General features: G+C 64.4%; 22 protein-coding genes. 13 read left to right on the forward strand and 9 right to left on the reverse strand.

Annotated elements, in window-relative coordinates:
- Position 1 precedes the first annotated feature (1 nt).
- The 4 genes from IVB24_RS05525 to IVB24_RS05540 all read left to right on the forward strand — a co-directional run bounded on the left by IVB24_RS05525 (position 2) and on the right by IVB24_RS05540 (position 3,562).
- Positions 2-1,144: a cellulase family glycosylhydrolase gene (locus IVB24_RS05525; protein WP_247772286.1), complete on the forward strand. Its 1,143-nt coding sequence runs from the start codon at positions 2-4 to the stop codon at positions 1,142-1,144.
- An 83-nt stretch (positions 1,145-1,227) separates the two neighbouring features.
- The gene (locus IVB24_RS05530; protein WP_247772287.1) at positions 1,228-2,787 is read left to right on the forward strand and encodes a hypothetical protein; all 1,560 of its coding nucleotides are present in this window, start codon (positions 1,228-1,230) and stop codon (positions 2,785-2,787) included.
- Between the two features lie 87 nt (positions 2,788-2,874).
- Positions 2,875-3,093 carry a hypothetical protein gene (locus tag IVB24_RS05535; protein WP_094976459.1) on the forward strand — a complete coding sequence of 73 codons (219 nt, stop codon included), beginning with the start codon at positions 2,875-2,877 and terminating at the stop codon, positions 3,091-3,093.
- A gap of 10 nt (positions 3,094-3,103) precedes the next feature.
- Positions 3,104-3,562 (forward strand): hypothetical protein, encoded by a 459-nt coding sequence (locus IVB24_RS05540; protein ID WP_166467897.1) that lies wholly within the window; start codon positions 3,104-3,106, stop codon positions 3,560-3,562.
- Positions 3,563-3,613: 51 nt separating this feature from the next.
- On the opposite strand, the gene IVB24_RS05545 is transcribed toward IVB24_RS05540, so the two are convergent.
- A complete protein-coding gene (locus IVB24_RS05545; RefSeq protein WP_094976461.1) occupies positions 3,614-4,042 on the reverse strand; it encodes a hypothetical protein in 429 nt (142 codons plus the stop codon).
- A gap of 43 nt (positions 4,043-4,085) precedes the next feature.
- Here IVB24_RS05545 and IVB24_RS05550 point away from each other — a divergent pair, with 43 nt between their 5' ends.
- Positions 4,086-4,364 carry a hypothetical protein gene (locus IVB24_RS05550; RefSeq protein ID WP_247772288.1) on the forward strand — a complete coding sequence of 93 codons (279 nt, stop codon included), beginning with the start codon at positions 4,086-4,088 and terminating at the stop codon, positions 4,362-4,364.
- A gap of 113 nt (positions 4,365-4,477) precedes the next feature.
- Here IVB24_RS05550 and IVB24_RS05555 read toward each other — a convergent pair whose 3' ends face one another.
- Positions 4,478-5,014, reverse strand: a complete 537-nt coding sequence (locus tag IVB24_RS05555; RefSeq protein WP_247772289.1) for a hypothetical protein — start codon at positions 5,012-5,014, stop codon at positions 4,478-4,480.
- 695 nt (positions 5,015-5,709) lie between these two features.
- Positions 5,710-6,054 (reverse strand): DUF1236 domain-containing protein, encoded by a 345-nt coding sequence (locus IVB24_RS05560; protein WP_247772290.1) that lies wholly within the window; start codon positions 6,052-6,054, stop codon positions 5,710-5,712.
- A gap of 401 nt (positions 6,055-6,455) precedes the next feature.
- Here IVB24_RS05560 and IVB24_RS05565 point away from each other — a divergent pair, with 401 nt between their 5' ends.
- Positions 6,456-6,659, forward strand: a complete 204-nt coding sequence (locus IVB24_RS05565; protein ID WP_094976465.1) for a hypothetical protein — start codon at positions 6,456-6,458, stop codon at positions 6,657-6,659.
- A 70-nt stretch (positions 6,660-6,729) separates the two neighbouring features.
- On the opposite strand, the gene IVB24_RS05570 is transcribed toward IVB24_RS05565, so the two are convergent.
- The 3 genes from IVB24_RS05570 to IVB24_RS05580 form a co-directional block, all read right to left on the reverse strand.
- Entirely contained in the window at positions 6,730-7,191 is a 462-nt protein-coding gene (locus tag IVB24_RS05570; protein WP_247772291.1) for a DUF2846 domain-containing protein, read from the reverse strand.
- A gap of 100 nt (positions 7,192-7,291) precedes the next feature.
- The gene (locus IVB24_RS05575; RefSeq protein ID WP_247772292.1) at positions 7,292-8,314 is read right to left on the reverse strand and encodes an LLM class flavin-dependent oxidoreductase; all 1,023 of its coding nucleotides are present in this window, start codon (positions 8,312-8,314) and stop codon (positions 7,292-7,294) included.
- A gap of 30 nt (positions 8,315-8,344) precedes the next feature.
- The gene (locus IVB24_RS05580; protein WP_247772293.1) at positions 8,345-9,274 is read right to left on the reverse strand and encodes a LysR family transcriptional regulator; all 930 of its coding nucleotides are present in this window, start codon (positions 9,272-9,274) and stop codon (positions 8,345-8,347) included.
- A gap of 105 nt (positions 9,275-9,379) precedes the next feature.
- Between IVB24_RS05580 and styA the strand changes: the two genes are divergently transcribed.
- Positions 9,380-10,630: a styrene monooxygenase subunit StyA gene (styA, locus tag IVB24_RS05585; RefSeq protein ID WP_247772294.1), complete on the forward strand. Its 1,251-nt coding sequence runs from the start codon at positions 9,380-9,382 to the stop codon at positions 10,628-10,630.
- A 24-nt stretch (positions 10,631-10,654) separates the two neighbouring features.
- On the forward strand, positions 10,655-11,140 hold the full coding sequence (styB, locus tag IVB24_RS05590; protein WP_247772295.1) for a styrene monooxygenase NADH-dependent flavin reductase subunit StyB: 486 nt from the start codon (positions 10,655-10,657) through the stop codon (positions 11,138-11,140).
- Between the two features lie 97 nt (positions 11,141-11,237).
- Here styB and IVB24_RS05595 read toward each other — a convergent pair whose 3' ends face one another.
- Positions 11,238-11,930 (reverse strand): GntR family transcriptional regulator, encoded by a 693-nt coding sequence (locus IVB24_RS05595; RefSeq protein WP_247772296.1) that lies wholly within the window; start codon positions 11,928-11,930, stop codon positions 11,238-11,240.
- Between the two features lie 66 nt (positions 11,931-11,996).
- Between IVB24_RS05595 and IVB24_RS05600 the strand changes: the two genes are divergently transcribed.
- From IVB24_RS05600 to IVB24_RS05620, 5 genes are all read left to right on the forward strand, one after another.
- Positions 11,997-13,184, forward strand: coding sequence for a cytochrome P450 (locus IVB24_RS05600; RefSeq protein WP_247774046.1), 1,188 nt, complete (start codon positions 11,997-11,999; stop codon positions 13,182-13,184).
- 28 nt (positions 13,185-13,212) lie between these two features.
- Positions 13,213-13,677, forward strand: coding sequence for an SRPBCC family protein (locus IVB24_RS05605; RefSeq protein WP_247772297.1), 465 nt, complete (start codon positions 13,213-13,215; stop codon positions 13,675-13,677).
- A 132-nt stretch (positions 13,678-13,809) separates the two neighbouring features.
- Positions 13,810-15,423, forward strand: coding sequence for an NAD(P)/FAD-dependent oxidoreductase (locus IVB24_RS05610; protein WP_247772298.1), 1,614 nt, complete (start codon positions 13,810-13,812; stop codon positions 15,421-15,423).
- A 13-nt stretch (positions 15,424-15,436) separates the two neighbouring features.
- A complete protein-coding gene (locus IVB24_RS05615; RefSeq protein ID WP_247772299.1) occupies positions 15,437-15,652 on the forward strand; it encodes a ferredoxin in 216 nt (71 codons plus the stop codon).
- Between the two features lie 84 nt (positions 15,653-15,736).
- A complete protein-coding gene (locus tag IVB24_RS05620) occupies positions 15,737-15,952 on the forward strand; it encodes a flavin reductase (RefSeq protein ID WP_247774047.1) in 216 nt (71 codons plus the stop codon).
- Here the strand turns inward: IVB24_RS05620 and IVB24_RS05625 are convergent.
- Positions 15,910-16,593 (reverse strand): class I SAM-dependent methyltransferase, encoded by a 684-nt coding sequence (locus tag IVB24_RS05625; protein ID WP_247772301.1) that lies wholly within the window; start codon positions 16,591-16,593, stop codon positions 15,910-15,912. The two genes, IVB24_RS05620 and IVB24_RS05625, sit on opposite strands and share 43 nt — an antisense overlap.
- A gap of 26 nt (positions 16,594-16,619) precedes the next feature.
- Positions 16,620-17,078, reverse strand: coding sequence for an Rrf2 family transcriptional regulator (locus tag IVB24_RS05630; RefSeq protein WP_094976472.1), 459 nt, complete (start codon positions 17,076-17,078; stop codon positions 16,620-16,622).
- Positions 17,079-17,158 lie beyond the last annotated feature (80 nt).

Below are 17,158 nucleotides of genomic sequence, written 5' to 3' on the forward strand. Positions count from 1 at the left end.
GATGGCAGCCCCGCTGCGTCGCCGGCTGGTTGCTGCGATGCTTCTGTCGATCTCGTTTGGTCCGCCGGCCTTCGCCGACACTTGCGTACCCGTTCCGCAGACGGTCGCGCCCGCGAGGCTTGCCGCATTGTCCCGCGGCTTCAATGCGGACGGCTGGATCAATGGCGAGGTGCCAAGCCGCGAGTTGCTGCAGCAGTTGCGCCGCGCTGGAATGAGTCACGTCCGGCTGCCGGTGCCGGCCGAGCGTGTGATGCCGCGTTTCGGATCGAAGGTCGAACGCGACGAGACGCCGGTTGTGCTCGACAAGGCGCTCAAGCAGCTCACCGCGCTCGGCTATGCCATCTCTGTCGATCTTCATCCCGGCGAGCGCTTTAACCGCCTGCACAAGCAGGATCCGGACGCGGCGCTGCGCGAGATGCAGGAGGCCTGGAGCGGCCTCGCGGGAATCATGCACTCCTATCCAGCCGATCGAATCTTCGCCGAGCTGCTCAACGAGCCCGATATCGACGCCGACACATGGCAAAGGCAGGCCGAGACGCTCGCCGCCTTCGTCCGCAAATTGCTTCCCGCCAACACCCTCATCGTCGGTCCGGTCAACTGGCAACGCGCGGACTCCCTGCCGCGGTTTCGTCCGCTGGCGGATCCTGATGTCGTCTATGCGATCCACTTCTACGATCCCATGGTGTTCACCCATCAGGCCCATTGGGATGCACAGGATCCGCTGCACGACATCATCGATCTGCCTTATCCGATCAATGCCGACGATCCCAAGGTTCAGGCGATCCGCAGCGATCTGCAGGCGAGGGGCGCGGTCAAGGCGCTCGGCATGCTCGACGTCGCAATCGCCGCTGCCAGGGACAAGCCGGTGGCCGATCGCTGGCTCGCGCCCGCGCTCGCATGGCAGCAGCAGTTCAAGCGTCCGATCATCATCAACGAGTTCGGCGTGCTGAAAGCCGGCGCGCCGAGACAAAGCCGGTTGCGCTGGCTGGCCGAGGTCACCGCCTATGCCAGGGAGCATTGCTGGGGCTGGACGCATTGGGAGCTGGCGCAGGGTTTTGGTCTTGTCGATCGCAGCACCGGCAGGGCCGATCCCGACGTGATGCGGGCACTGCTCGGCGGTGCGAGCCGGCCCGGCCGGCGCTGACATCGCGCCGGTTCGCTATCGTTAACGAATCCTTACACAGCGGCCCGCTATCGTGCTCCCCGCGCGATGCCAAAGGACGATCGATGAGCGCCGGGGACTTGACCCAGGATCAGTGTGTGCAGGCGGTGACATCGCCGCCGGCCTGGCGCGAGCTGGCCGCGACGTTCTGCATCGCCACGGCCACGATCGGCTGTGCACCTATCCTGCATCTGGCCAATCCGGCTCTCGGCATCGTGGTCGAGGTTTTCGTCGGCATCGCCATCGTGCTGGCGGTCCCGACCTACGCGCCGGCCATCGCAATCTTCGTCCTGTTCTTCCAGAACCTGTTCGTCTCGATCCTGTCGCCGCTGGTTCCGCTGCCGTCCGATCTCGACTTCATCAAGGGCTACAATTTCCTCGTCTGCTCCGTGATGTGGCTGGCGACGTTCGGCCTTTACGTGCTGGGCCAGCGGAATCAATCGGCCGAGGTGAACCGGATCATGCGCTGGGGTGTCGTCACGCTCGCCGTGGTGTCGCTGTATTTCGCGATCGGCTTCGTCCAGGACGGACAGCCCGCGGCGGTCTATCTGCGCAATATCGTGCTGCCGCTGTTCCTGTTCCAGCTCTCGCTTCTGACCGCCGCGACCTATGAAGTGCGCATCACGCCGTTCCTGGTGACGCTCGCGGTCATCCTTCTGCTGTGCGGCTATGTCGAGCTCGTCTTCCGCGATCTCTGGCTGGCCATCACCAACGGCTATACGTTCTGGGGCTTCGACGAGCTCAAGGCGACCCATTCGGGTGTCTGGGAAGCCCAGATGCGCGCCACCGGCAACGTGCCGGTCGACCTCAAGGACCGCTTCAGCTTCGATTTCCTGAACACGCCCCTGCTCGAGGGGTTCGGCCTGTCGAAGATGCTGCGCATCAACGGTCCGAACATGCACCCGATCAGCTTCGCCTACGGGCTCGCCTTTCTCACCTTGTTCCTGTTTTCCGCCGGACGGCCGCTGCTGGCCCTCGCGGCGTTGCCGCTGCTGGTTTTCTGCAGCGTGAAGGGCGCGCTCATTACGGTCATCTTCGTGGCCGCGGCTTGGATCGGGACACGCCTGATAGGCGCCGTGGTGACGTTGTTGCTCGGCTTCCTCGGCATGATCGCCTTTGCGATTCTGGCGATCCGCCTCGGACTGCAGATCGGCGACTACCACGTCATCGGATTGATGGGCGGTTTGGACGGATTCGTGCAGAAGCCCTTCGGCCGGGGCCTCGGCATCGGGGGCAATCTGGCGGATAGCTATTTCTCCATCGACTGGAGCGCGGCGCAGGCCGCGGGGACGATCGACGGCGCGGTCGAGAGCGCGATCGGCGTTCTCCTGTATCAGATGGGCGTGGGCGCCTTCGTGCCGCTGGCCTTCTATTTCGCGATGGCACTCAAGGCTTGGCGCCTCTACGCTTCGTCAGGCTATCTGACGCAGGGACTCGCCGGCTTCGGCGTCATGGTCGTGCTGCTGAACGGATTGTTCCAGGAAGAGGCCTTGTTCGCGCCGCTCGCGCTGGGGCTCATGCTCTCGCTCACCGGCCTCGTCATCGGCAGTCATGCGAGAATGCAGGCAGTCGCGAGCGAGGGGACGGAAATCGAGCATGTCGCGCGATATCAGCCGGTGACCTAAGCCGCCGCTCCTGATTGCTGTCGCAGGAACTTCCGCTTTTTCCCGGCGTTGTTCGTGCTCGCCGCAAAAAGGGGCCGGTCCCGCCCGATGAAAAATTTTTCCAACGCCTCATTCTCTCCCGACGTGATCGCGATCATGACGGGCGCCCTGGAAGCCGCGGTCGCGAGCCTCCCTGAGCCCGTGCATTCCTCGCATGTCACCACACTCGCCGAATCCATCCTGCGTACCGCCGGTGCTGGCGAGCGCAACGCCGCTGATCTGCAGAGGATCGCCCTGATGGAGCTGCAATTGATTCCGCGCGCGTGAGGAACCGAACATGAGGACCACATTTGCCGCCATCGTCACGTTGCTCGCGACGCTCTCAGCTGCGCGTGCGGAAAGCTGGACGGCGTACCGCATCCCTGAAGCTGGAACATCGGTGGACATTCCCATGTCGCTGTTCACGGAGCTTGCGGGCAAGCCCGACGGCTTGGGTCAGCAATTTCGAACCGCCGATGGGCGGGCCGATCTTACCGTGCAGGCTGTTTCCAACAGCCAAGGTCTCTCGCCGTCTGCATTCCTGGCCAAGAAGGGGCCACCTTCCGGCATCATCTACAAGCGTGTGACCCCGAAATTCTTCGTCGTTTCCAGCATCAAGCGCGACAAGATCTGGTACGACCGCTGCAATTTCTCGCGAGGCTACGTGCACTGCGTGCTGATCAATTATCCCGCGGCCGAGAAGCGGCAATGGGACCGAGTCGTCACGCGGGTCAGCCACAGCCTGAGCGCTAACTGAACTGCTCAAGAAAAAGCTGCCCGAACAAGTCGGGCAGCAGGGGGCGTGAGGTTAGCGTGCGGTCGTCGAGGTGGTCGACATCGTCGGCTTCGAGCCCGGCACATGCGACATCGTCTTGGTCGTCGAGCCGACCTCTTCACCAGCCTTGACCTGGGTGCGCGTATGCGAGCGGCTGAACGTGCCGCCGTCATGAGCCTGCGCCCGGGCATTGGAGTTCATCACGGGGCCGTTGCCCTTGTTCGTGCTGACGCCGGTCTGCGCCTTGCCATCGACGGCAGCGGCACTTCCGCCGGCCGCGATCGACGAGCCGGTGCTGCCGTTCGCCGACGTCGACGTGCCGCCGGTGCCAACCGTCGAGGCAGAGGTGCCGCCCGCCGTAGCCGAGCCGCCGCTTCCGCCCGTGACGCTCTTCTGTGCGAGAGCCGGTGAGGTGGCGGCAAGCAGAGCTGCGATTGCCGCGGTCGCGAATGACGTTCTCATGTTGAACCCTCTTGATGAATCTTAGGGGGACGAGGTCGAAATCGTGCAGCCGTTGACAGTGATGGTGCTCGCGCTGGTCGAGCCAGGCCCGCCCGCGGTCGAGGACGAGCTGGATACGCTGCCGCCGCCCGCCTGCACGTGCACCGACGATCCGCCGGCCGAACTCGAGCTTGAGAGCGAACCGCTCGAGGCTGTCGAACCGGTCGTGCTTGAACCCGATGAGCCGACCGCGGTGATGCTGCCGTCGGCATGTTTTTCGACCGTGACCTTGCAGGTCTCGCCCGATGCCGTCTTGCCGGTCTTTTCCAGGGTGGTTGCCTGAGCAGCGCCGCTCATCAAGCTCAACGCTGCGATCGCAACGATTGATCTGTTCATGCGAATTCTCCTCTAACAAAGACGAAGGAGCGGCATCGCTGCCGCTCCTGGGTCAAGGCATCAATCCTTGTCCTTCTTCATCTCGCCCTTGTTGTGGCCCTTGCCCTTTTCCATGCCCATCTCGCTGGCATGATTCGCAGACGAGCCGGCCGCGCCTACCGTCGAGCCGCTCTTGCCGTCGCCAGCGGACGAGCCGCCGGTGCCAAGGGTCGATGCGGAATTGGAGCCGCTGCCGGCCGCCGAGCCGCCGGTGCCGACGCTGGACGAACTCTTGCCGCCGCCGGCCGATGAGCCACCGGTGCCGAGCGTCGAAGCCGAGCCGCTACCCGTTCCGCTGCCGGCCGCTGAGCCGCCTGTGCCGACGCTCGAGCTGCTGGTGCCGCCGCCCGCCGACGAGCCGCCAGTGCCGAGCGTCGAGGCCGAGCCGCTGCCCGATCCGCTGCCGGCCGAAGAGCCGCCGGTACCCACAGTCGAACTGCTGGTGCCGCCACCCGCCGACGATCCGCCGGTGCCGACGGTCGAACTCGATTGCGCAACGGCGAGCGCCGTGCCGGCGAGCAGCGCGGCCGCAGCCGCAGAAAGTTTCAGGATCCTCATGTCGTTCTCCCAGTTTTTCAAAAAACCAAATGCCAAATTCAGGCTCGGGATAAATTGGCAATTGCGCAAACGTTCCTGTGTCGGGAGACGTTGACTGCAGATTCTTGCTTGTGCTGAGTTCCGTTGCGCGATGGACCGCACCGCGGTCATTCATTCGTTGTTCATCCGGGCTGAACGCTTGCAGAAATGCACGCAGTGTGCTGCGACAGAGATCAATTCTCTCGGAACGCTCCGACGATCAGCTGACGGTCGTAGGGCCGACGTGAAGCGGCTGCACGCGCCGTTCGATTTGAGCGAAAGCTCGTTGCCCGAACGGCGCTCTGTGGAGATGCGGCTGTGTTCTGGATCTCCGGCTTCTGCGGTGCCGCTATCGCCAGCGCTTGGCCGGAGTCGTCTCGCCTCTCGGTGGCAAGCAGGGGCGAGGAGACCACGGTCGCGATCTGAGTGGACGTATCGAAGACGATCTTTTCAGGCCCAGGCGCTTGGGGAGTGGATGCGGATGATGCTGCGGTCGACGCCCGTGCCCGCAGACATATCGGCGAGCGGCGGCATAGAGCGATCGAGTGCGCATAGCAGCGCGACAACGAATGCGCCTGCAACCAGAAAATATCGAACGATGGGCATCGGATGCTACCGCGCATGAACAAGGTGCGATGACGCGGCGGGCCGCTCCTCCACGGCCCGCCGCAGCGGCGTTAGTCGACCTCCTGGACGACCATACGGGTCTCGGGGTCGACCAGCATCACGTGGCTGCCGGAATAGATGTAGCGGTACCGGGTGAGCGAAGGACCCCAGTCGCTCGGAACGGTCGCGAGCTCGACGTCGCGCGGCACCGGCGAGCCGATCACGATCTTCTCGCGTGTTTCGACGGGGCGGATCTTTTGTTCGGTGACGTAGGACCGGATCCTGGTGCGATATTCCGGCTCGATCTGCACCGCAGCGCCATGGCCGGCGCCGGTCGTGGTGACGACGGTGGTCTGCGCCATCGCGCTCGTCGACACGAGCAAGGCGGCCGCCGATATCAGTACGAATTTCTTCATCGCATTCTCCCTCGCCGCTACATGCGGCGCTGCATTGAACTTGCCATCCACCGGCCCGTTCCATCGGCGAAGGAACACTTGCCACTTTTTCCCGTTCAGTCTTCGGGAGCAACTGATAGGAGGAGAGGAAAATGCCCATCCTGATTCTTTGGGCTGTGCCGGCCATCCTGGTCGTCGGCGGCGGCATCTATCTCATTGGCCATATGCATTGAACGTGAAGGGCCCCGGTTTCTGCGAGAGTAGAATCGGGGCCGCGTCATCTGCTGCCTTTGAACGAGGCGAGGTTGCACCGACCGCTACGCCGGCGGCAGGCTTCTCGCGTTCGATGGCAGCGGCCCGCCTTCGTACACGTAAGCTCGCCTGTAATCTGCTTCACACGCAGACTGCGCCAATGACGCTAGATGAAGCATGGCCTCGCCGCCGCGTGGCCAACTTCGGAGCTGGCGATGATGGCTGCACTGGCAAAGGCAATATCCCGCGCGACGCGAACCAGTGTCGACGTCGAAACTCTGAAGGTGCTCGTGATTTTTGCAGGCGCCGGCCTGCTGCTCTCGCTCGTCGCCGCGATGATCTATCAGCAGGCCGCCAACGCTGCGTTGTGGTGACAGCGCAGCTGTCGGCGGAGCGCTCCCTTTCCCGCAAGCAGGAGAGGTGAACGAGCCGCGGCGCCTCAGATCACGCCTTGCCGCATGAGCTGTTGCTCTGATGCAGGCTGGCGACGTCGGCTCGGCCCTGGCCTTCCGTCACCTGAACCAACGTGATTGCACCGGGCGTGATGATTCCCATCTGGGGCTGGGCGGAGAGGTAGGTGGTGCTGCCGGCGCGCAGATCGAGGCTGACCTTCTCGCTTCCCTGTCCGAACAGATTGCTGCTCAGCGGAAGATTGTTGACCGCAACCTCGTGACGGCCCGGAGGCAGGTCGCAGGCCACGAAGCCGGCAGCCTGACTGCCTCCAACGAAGCGTCCATCGACCGAATAGCTTGGCTGGATTGCGAAACCGAGGGCGGATGAGCGATAGACCACCAGCCGCGCATTATTTGCCTTCACGTTATCTGTCAGGGCCGTGCTGCCCATCGGTCCTGACGCACACCCCGCAAGCAAGAAAGCCGCAACGAAAATCCCCGGACGCAAGCCCATTCCAACCCCCTGATTCCAGTCCAACAGTCCCCGGGAGATCATTGGCGAGGGTGGTGCGCGAAGTAAAGCACGACTTCTGGTTGTGCCGCGCCGGCTCCTCTCAGCGCCACCCCAGCGCCGGTGCCACGTGCTTCAGGATCGCCTCGATCGCATGCGCGCAGTAATCGACTCCGAGCTGGTTCGGGATCGTGAGCAGCAGAGTGTCCGCTTCCGCGATCGCCTCGTCCTGGCGCAGCTGCTCGATCAGCGCATCGGGCTCAGCGGCATAACTTCGGCCGAAGATCGCCCGGGTCTGCGGGTCGATGAAGCCGATCTGGTCCTCGCCCCCGCGCTCCCGGCCGACATAGGCGCGGTCGCGATCGTCGATCAGTGCAAAGATGCTACGGCTGACGGAGACGCGGGGTTCGCGGGCGTGGCCGGCCTCCTTCCAGGCGGCGCGATAGCTACGGATCTGCGCGGCCTGCTGCACGTGAAAAGCTTCGCCGGTCTCGTCGTTCTTCAGCGTCGAGCTCTGCAAATTCATGCCGAGCTTCGCCGCCCACACCGCGGTGGCATTCGAGCCGGCGCCCCACCAGATCCGCTCGCGCAGGCCTTGCGCGTGCGGCTCGAGACGCAGCAGCCCCGGCGGGTTCGGAAACATCGGCCGCGGATTGGGCTCGGCAAAACCTTCACCCCGAAGCAGGTTGAGAAACACCTCGGCGTGGCGCCGGCCCATGTCGGCATCGCTCTGGCCGTCGGCCGGGCCATAACCAAAGTAGCGCCAGCCGTCGATCACCTGCTCGGGCGAGCCGCGGCTGATGCCGAGCTGTAGCCTGCCGCCCGCGATGAGGTCGGCGCTGCCTGCGTCCTCCACCATGTAGAGCGGGTTCTCGTAGCGCATGTCGATCACGGCGGTGCCGATCTCGATCTTGCTCGTCCTCGCGCCGACCGCCGCGAGCAGCGGAAAGGGCGAGGCGAGCTGGCGCGCGAAATGGTGCACGCGGAAATAGGCGCCGTCCGCGCCGAGTTGCTCGGCCGCGACCGCAAGCTCGATCGATTGCAGCAGCGTGTCCGCCGCCGAGCGCGTCTGCGATTGCGGCGAGGGGGTCCAGTGTCCGAAGGAGAGGAATCCGATCTTTTTCATGGACGTCATTTAATGCCGGGTGAGACGGCGTCAACCACCTGCATGGATGCCGGTGCTTTCCGACGGGGCAACTGCAAAATGTTCGGCGCGTTCGACCAGGAGGTTTAGAAAGCTTCGCGCCCGTGGCGTCATCCAGTGCGTCTCCGGATAGACCGCGTGCAGCGGCAGCGCGGCGATGCCGTAGTCCGGAAGCACATGCTCGAGCTCGCCGCTGCGAAGACCGTCGGCGGCATTCCATTCGGGCAGAATGGCGATGCCGAGATGATGCATCGTTGCCTCCTGCATCGCGTCGGCATCGTCGACATGGATGGGACCGTTGATCGATGCGACGTGACGGCCGTGCTCGGATTCGAACGCCCATTGGTGCGCCGGCGACATCCTGGAATAGACGATGCATTGATGCGAGGCGAGATCGTCAGGCGTGCGCGGCAGCGGGCGGCCGTGCAGATAGGTGGGTGTCGCAACCAGATGGCGCTGCACGGTGCCGAGCCGGCGGGCGACCAGCGTGCTCGCCTCCAGATGTCCGATCCGCAAGGCAAGCTCGATGCCTTCTTCCACCAGGTTCACGAAACGCTCGCTGAAGCGGATGTCGACCCTCACTTCCGGATAATTCCGCACATATTCGGCGACGATCGGCATCATGTAGCGCCGGCCGAACGACGACGGCACGCCGATCCGGAGCGTGCCCGCGGGGCGGGGCGCGGCTTCTTCGACGCTCGACCGCGCCATGTCGAAACTGCCGAGAATCTGGCGCGCGAGCTCGTAGATCCGGTGCGCCTCGGCCGTCGGCTTGAGCGTGCGGGTCGTGCGCAAGAACAGCTGCGTGCCGAACTCGCTCTCCAGCATCGCGATGCGCTTGCTGATGGCGGGCTGGCCGATCCCGAGCTCCTTGGCCGCCGCCGAGAAGCTGCCACCCTCGATGGTGCGAACGAAGGCACGCAGGCAGTCGATCCGGTCCATGATCTATTCCGATCTGGAATAAATCATATCCCAGTTATTCCGTAGTGTGCAACACGGCCGACCGTTAGGCTTCCTCAAAACAAGCAATCAGGGGAGGAGACGACAATGGCACGCAACATCGGAATCGTCGGCGCCGGCATCGCCGGGCTGCATCTCGCGCTCTATCTGCAAAAGCACGGCGTGGAGGCCACTGTCATCACCGACCGGCCGCCCGAGGATTACCGCGATATCCGGCTCATCAACACGGTCGCACATCACCATGTGACGATCGCGCGCGAGGACTATCTCGGCGTCAATCACTGGACCGATCCGAAAGACCATTACTATTATCACGATCACGTCTTCAATTTCCCGCAGCCGCTGAGCTTTCGCGGTGACTTCTCGAAGCCGAGCCGGGCCGTCGACTACCGGATCTATCTGCCCGCGCTGATGAACGACTTCGTCAGCCGCGGCGGCAGGATCGAATACCGCCGCATCGAGGAGCGCGACATCCGCCCGCTGGTCGCCCGCTTCGACCTCCTGGTGGTATCGACCGGCAAGGGTCCGCTGGGCCAGCTCTTCACCTACCGTCCGGAGCATACGCCCTATTCGCAGCCGCAGCGGCGGCTGTGTGTCGGGCTTTACACCGGCGTGCGGCAGCCCGATCCCATGAACGTCACCCTCTCGGTATCTCCCGGCCATGGTGAGATGATCGTGATCCCGACCATCACCTTCGACGGCATCGCCAACGCGCTGCTGATGGAGAACGTGCCGGGCGGCGACATGGAGGAGTTGGCGACGCTCAGCTACGACGACAATCCGAAGCACTTCCTGAAGGTGCTGCTGGGCAAGCTGGAGAAGCATCACCCGACCACCTACGACCGCATCGATACCGCGCGCTTCGACCTCGCGCAGCCGCAGGATCTGTTGCAAGGTGGCGTCGTGCCGACGGTGCGCAACACGGTGGTCGAATTCGACGACGGCAAATGCGCGATCGCGCTCGGCGACGTCCATGCGATCGTCGATCCCATGATGGGTCAGGGCGCCAACGTCGCCTCCTATGCGGCCTTCGTGCTCGGCGAGGAGATCGTCAATTCCGACGCGTTCGACGCCCGCCTGTGCGAGAAGATCGATTTGAAGCGGCAGGACCGCGTGCTGGCGGCGTCGCGCTGGACCAACGTAATGCTGCAGCCGCCGACGGAAGCGCTGGGCATGCTGATCGGCGCGATGAGCCAGAACCCGGCGCTGGCGAACGAGTTCACCGAGAATTTCAACTATCCGGACCGGCAGTGGGACCGCATCTCGACGCCCTCGCGCATCCAGGCCTGGGTCGAACGCATGTCGGCCCCGCCTGAGCCGCTCAGGGCGATCGCGTGAGGATCGATGCGAGCGGAAACCAAGATGTCGCGTGCCGATCCGGCCTCGTTCCGCGAGGCCGCCTCGCGCTTTGCGACCGGGGTCGCGGTGCTGACAGCGCTCGACGAGCACGGCCGCGTCTGCGGCATGACCGTGAACAGCTTCGTCACCGTCAGCCTGTCGCCGCCGACCGTGCTGGTCTCGGTCATGCCCGGCCGCATGCACCGTGCGATCTCGGCGACCTCACGCTACTGCGTCAACGTCCTGCCTGATCACGGCCGCGACCTCTCGCGGCATTTCGCCAGCCAGCCGAACACCGGCGCCCGTCCGGATTACGACATCGTGGATGGCCTGCCGCGGCTGTCGGGATGCGTCGCCTGGTTCGCCTGCGAGGTCACGCGTCACGTCGATGTCAGCGACCACACGCTGATCATCGCCGAAGTCTCGGCCTGCGGCCATGGCGACACCTCGCCGCTGGTGTTCTTTTCCAGCCGGTATCATCGCGGGGCGGGAGCGCCGGTGGAGAGGTGAGGGGGAGTGCGTCGTTATCTTGGTCGCGCCGCCGCAGCGGCGCACGCCGAGTCCCGGTTGGGACATGTGTCGCTCTCGGAGAGTTGACGGTCCTCGATCACATGGGTCTCGATCGCAGCGCAAGTTGCTCCACATAGGCCAGCAGGCGCTCGGCGGCCGCCGCTGCCCGATCGGCATCGCCGTCGGCGATGGCTCTTGCGATGTCGACATGGCTCTCCACGCCCTCGCGAGGCAGCGTTCGGCCATGATGCATGAACCAGAACCTGCGGTTCTGCGTGCTGATCAGGCGCATCATCGAGGTGGCGGTCGCGTTGCCGCACGCCGCAAGGCAAAGCTGGTTGAATTCCAGGTCTAGCCGCGCGAAGGCGTCGAAATCGTTGCCGTCCAGCGCCGCAGCGATGTCGTCGGCGATCTCGGCGAAACGCTGGCGTTGTTCGGGCCTTGCACGTTGTGCTGCGCCGCGCGCGACGACGAGTTCGAGCGGCTTGCGGACTTCGATCACGCTCAGTTCGTCGTCGAAGCGGCAGTCCGATACGACGCAGCCCTTGCGCGGCATGATCTGGAGCAGGTGCTCGCGCGCCAGCCGTTGCATGGCCTCGCGAACGGGCGTGCGCCCGATGCCAAGACGCTCACACAAGTCGCTCTCGGAGACGAAGGCGCCCGGCCGCAACTCGAGCGTCGCAATCATCTGCTCGAGCTGCGTATAGGCCTGCTCGGTCAGGCTGGCGGAACTGGCCTCGGCCCGCTTGCGCGAGGCGGAGCGCCGAGATTGAGGTTGACGCGTCGTCATATATCATCTCATATATCAGTACATCAAGGTCGTGGAAATGACCATGTTCTGGGAGGAAGGGGAGGCATGGCGCGAGCTCCTGTGACCGATTGGACCAGCGATTGGGATCACCTTGATCCCGCTTGGGTCGGCAATCCCTATCCGATTTGGCAGAGCTTGCGCGATCGTTGTCCGGTTGCCCATACCGTGCGGTACAGCGGCGTTTATTTCCCGACCCGCTACGCCGATATTCGTGAGGTCGCCTATCATCCCGACCGCTTTTCGTCGCGACGGGTGGTCGTCCGCGAAGGCGAGTATCGGGTGAACGCGCCGCCGATCACCTCCGATCCGCCCGAACATCGGCCGATGCGCATGGCGTTGATCGCCCCGTTCACGCCCCAGGAGGTGGCGAAACTCGAACCCCAGACGCGACGGGTCTGCAACGAGCTGATCGATCGCATCCGCTCGCAGGACCGCTGCGACGGAGCGGTCGACTACGCCCAGCATATTCCGGTCCGGATCATCGCCCACATGCTGGGGATACCGGCCGAGGACGGCGATCAGTTCCGCTCCTGGATCACCATGGCGTTGCAGGAAGGCGTCACCAACCAGGCGGCGTTGAAGCAGGCCGAGCAGGAAATCGCGGACTATTTCGCGAGGCAGATCGCAGCGCGGCGCAGGGCGCCGGGGGATGACCTCGTCAGCTTCCTGATCGCCGCCCGCCGCCCGGACGGGCAGCCGTTCTCGGACGGCCAGGTCCTCGGCGCGTTGCGTCTGCTGCTGGTCGCGGGCATCGACACCACCTGGAGTGCCATCGGATCCTCGCTCTGGCATCTCGCCACCCATCCCGCCGACCGCGAGCGTCTGGTGCGAGAGCCCGCGCTGCTGGAAAGCGCGATCGAGGAGTTCCTGCGCGCCTATTCGCCGGTCACGATGGCGCGCGAGATCGTCGACGACACTGAACTCGGCGGCTGTCCGATGCGGAAGAGCGAAATGGTCATGGTGTCGTTCCCCGCAGCCAATCGCGATCCCGAGAAGTTCGCCGATCCCGACACCGTCCGGATCGACCGGGCGGAGAATCCGCATGTGGCCTTCGGGCTCGGCATTCATCGCTGCATCGGTTCGAACCTCGCGAGGATGGAGATGCGGATCGCGCTGGAGGAGTGGCTGAAGCGGGTTCCTGATTTCACCCTCGATCCGACGCGTCCGATGACGTGGTCCGAAGGCGCCGTGCGCGGCCCTCGCCTGCTTCCGCTCATTTTGGCGGCTCGTTGACCAACATTCCCCGACACCTGGAGGACCGATGCTCTTCGTCCGAAAACACGACATTCTCATCGATACTCCGCCGGAGGCGGTGTTCGACTATGTCTGCAATCCGCATTCCTGGCCGGAGTGGCTGGCCGCCTCGCACAAGATCGAAGGTCCGAACGAACCCTTGAAGCTCGGGCAGACCTTTCGCGAGGAATGGCAGATCCGCCGCGGCATGATCGAGCTGCGATGGACCGTGATCGAGAGCACGCGACCGAGCGTCTGGGCTTGCAAGGCCGATACCGACTTCATGGGCCCGATCGTCATTCGCTACACATTCGCCGGCGAAGACGGACGCACGCGCTACACGCGAGAACTCACCAATCCGAATCGTCCGTCGGAGCCGACCGTCGAACAGCTCGAGCGGATGGATGAGGAGGCCCTGATAGGACTCGGAAACATCAAGAAGCTGGTCGAACGACGCTTCGTGGCTCCCTACGTCAGTCCGTATCCGTGCTGAAGCGCACGCGGTCGCGATGACCTGCCGGACGGCTCGCGTGATTTGGCACGGTGGCGCACCGACTTTTCGTCGCACCACGCGACCGCCTGCGCGGCGGCCGTGACATTCGTTCATTGAAGTCTGGAGACCAGCATGCAGACCGTCGGCGCGCCCTATCGCAAGTCGTCCGGCATCGAGGGGCAATTCGATGCCCTGGTGATCGGATCAGGGATGGGAGGATTGAGCGCGGCCTCGCTGCTTGCCCAGAATGGCCGCCGGGTTCTCGTTCTGGAGCAGCACAATGTGATCGGCGGGCTGACCCAGAGCTACACGCGCAAGGGCTATCGCTGGAGCGTCGGTCTGCACTACATCGGCGATGTCGGCTCGCCGCAGACCACGACCTGGAAACTGTTCGACACGGTCACCGGCGGCGCGATCGAATGGGCACCGCTGCCGTCGATCTATAATCGCATGGTCATCGGCGAACGCCGCTACGACATTCCGGCGGGAGCTGCTGAATATGCCGCGGCGCTGAAGAGCTACTTCCCCGGGCAAGCGAGCGCGATCGATCGCTATCTCGATCTCGTTCGCGCCGTATCGAAGTCGTCCGCCGGCTATTTCGCACAGAAAGCGCTGCCTCAATCGCGCGCCGCCGACGCCTACGACCGCTTGTGCGGGACGTTCCACGACTATTCGGACCGGCTGACGATCGACGTTCTCCGCGAACTGACCGACGATCCGGAACTGATCGCCGTGATCTGCGCCAACTGGGGCGACTACAGCCTCGAACCGAGCAAGAGCTCGTTCGCCATGCACTGCATGCTGGCGAAGCATTATCTCAATGGCGGGCACTATCCGGTCGGCGGCGGGGCGGCTTTCGGCCGCGCAATCGTTCCGATCATCGAAGCGGCCGGCGGCGTGGTGCTGCACGGCGCCGAAGTGGCCGAGATCATGGTCGATCGCGGCAGGACCACGGGTGTTCGGCTGGCGTCGGGTGAAGTCGTGGCCTGTCCGCTGGTGATCAGCAATGCCGGCGTGCACAACACCTTCGGGCGGCTGCTGCCGGCCGACGTCCGGACCGAGGCGGGGCTCGACGGCGCCGTCGGGCAGGTGGTGGAGAGCTATACGGTCGTCGGCGCCAATATCGGGTTCAACCGCCCGGCGCAGGAGCTCGGCTTCGATGGCAGCAACATCTGGGCGCATCCGTCCAACGACTTCGAGGCCAATCTTGCCGCGCATCGCCGCGACTTCGCGGCGCCTTTCCCGTGGACGTTCACGACCTTTCCGTCGGCCAAGGACCCATCCTTCGACGCCGAATGTCCCGGCAAATCCACCGTCGAGATGTACGGCTACACCGACTTCAGGCATTTCGAAAAATGGGCGGGATCGCGGTGGATGAAACGGGGCGAGGACTATCTGGCACTCAAGAATGCGATCAAGGAGCGATTGCTCGCCGAATTGTTCCGGCACGTTCCGGCGGCAAGATCGGCTCTCGACTACGTCGAGATATCGACGCCGCTGAGTTACGAGACCTTCGTCAAGCGCGAGCGCGGCGGGTTCATGGGCATCGAAAGTTCGCCGCAGCGGTTTCGCCAGAGCTGGCTGAGAGCCGCGACACCGATCGATGGACTGTTTCTCTCCGGTCAGGACGTCACGACGGATGGCGTGATCGGGGCGCTGGTCGGCGGCGTGCTGGCAAGCTCCGCAGTTCTCGGTCGCGACCTGATGCGGGATATCCAGATTGGGTCCAGGCAGGCGGATCATTGAACAAGGACAAGACATGACCTCGATCTTCATTCACGTCGACCCCGAAAAATGTCAGGGACACGCGCGCTGCAAGGCACTCGCTCCCGAATTGTTCGAGCTTGATGAGTTCGGCAATGCCCGGGAGGCCCTGAGCGGCTGTGTTCCGCCGGAACTCGTCGACAAGGCTTATGTCGCCCAGGCCAACTGTCCGGAGGAAGCCATCGTCATTCGGTCTGCAAGCCGCCTTTGATCGCGGCATTTCGCCTGCCAGCCGAACACCGGCACGACGCCGGATTGCGACATCGTCGACCGCCTGTCGCGTCTTGCGGGATGCATCGCCTGGTTCGGCTGCGAGGTCACGCGTCACGTCGATGTCGGCGACCACACGCCGATCATCGCCGAAGTCTCGAGCTGCGACCATCGTGACACCAGGCCGCTGGTGCTCATTTCCAGCCGGTATCATCGCGGACGGGAGCGCCGGTGGAGAGGTGAGGCTCGCGTGATGCCTCACGCGTACGCCACCCAGCCGCGGAAGGCGAAGCCGGTGTAGAACAGCGCGGGGTCGGAGAAGCCGGCCTCGCGCAAGATCACCTCGTCCTGCGCGGGTGCGAGAATTTCCAGATGGTTGGTGACGGCGTTCCGCGCGGCCGCCGCCTGCTCGGGCTCGACGCCGGAGGCGGCCAAGAACGCCGAGTAGCGCGACAGCCACAGCGGGCGCTCTTCCTCGCCGTCGGGCGCGCTCAGATGCGCGACCACGAACGGTGCGCGCGGCTTGAGCCGGCGGTGGACCTCCGAGGCGATGCGCCGCCGCTCGGTGACATCGACGAAGTGCAGGGTCAGCAGGCAGGTGGCACCGTCGAACGGTCCCTCCGGCGCGTCATCGATATAGCCTTGATGGAGGCGTGCATTGGGTGCGAGCGGCCCCAGGGTCTGCCCGGCCAGCGCCAGCATCGCCGCGGACGGATCGACGCCGTCGAAGCGCCAGCCGGGATGCGCTTGCGCGAACGCCTTGAGCTCGAGGCCGCCACCCGCGCCGAGGACGAGCACCTGCCCATCGCCGGGGACGCTTTCGGCGAGCAGAATCGCCGTCATTGACTGCATGGCGTCATAGCCCGGCACGAAGCGCCGCGGCCCCTCGGTGTATCTCGCCACGAATTGTGGATCGGAGAATGCGGCTTGAATGTCGGTCATGATGTTGTCCCCGTGAATGGAGCCGTTCACGCGCGATGCGCGCTGATGTCGTGGATTTTTCGAGACCCGAGCCGCTTGCGAAGATCCTCGCCCAGCATCGCCAGCGTCACCTCGCCGAGCCGTTCCAGCAGCAGCGCCTCCGCATCGTCAAAGGCCTGATCGAGCGCGGCATTGACGGCCTGCTCGACCAGACAGCCGGGCGCCTCGGTCCGGTTGCCCATCGCCAGCAGCGGGGGATTGCCGAGCGCGGCATAGACGTCGCGCAACGTCACCTTCGACAGGTCGCAGGCGATCGTCCAGCCGCCGCCGTGCCCCTTCTCGGAGCGGACGTAGCCGATCTCCCGCAGACCCGCCATGATGCGGCGGATCACCACCGGGTTGGTGTCCATGGCCTTGGCCAGCGTCTCGGACGTGAACGGCCCGGGCTGCTGCGCCATGTGCAGGAGGACGTGGAGAACACCGGAAAGTCGGGAATCCCGTTTCATGTAACTTTATATGTTACATGATGGTTTGGAAGTCAAGTCGACGTCGTTGCCGAACGCGAGGGGCCAGCGCGTCGGCCGAT

This window comes from Bradyrhizobium sp. 192, assembly GCF_023100965.1.
Lineage (GTDB): Bacteria > Pseudomonadota > Alphaproteobacteria > Rhizobiales > Xanthobacteraceae > Bradyrhizobium > Bradyrhizobium symbiodeficiens.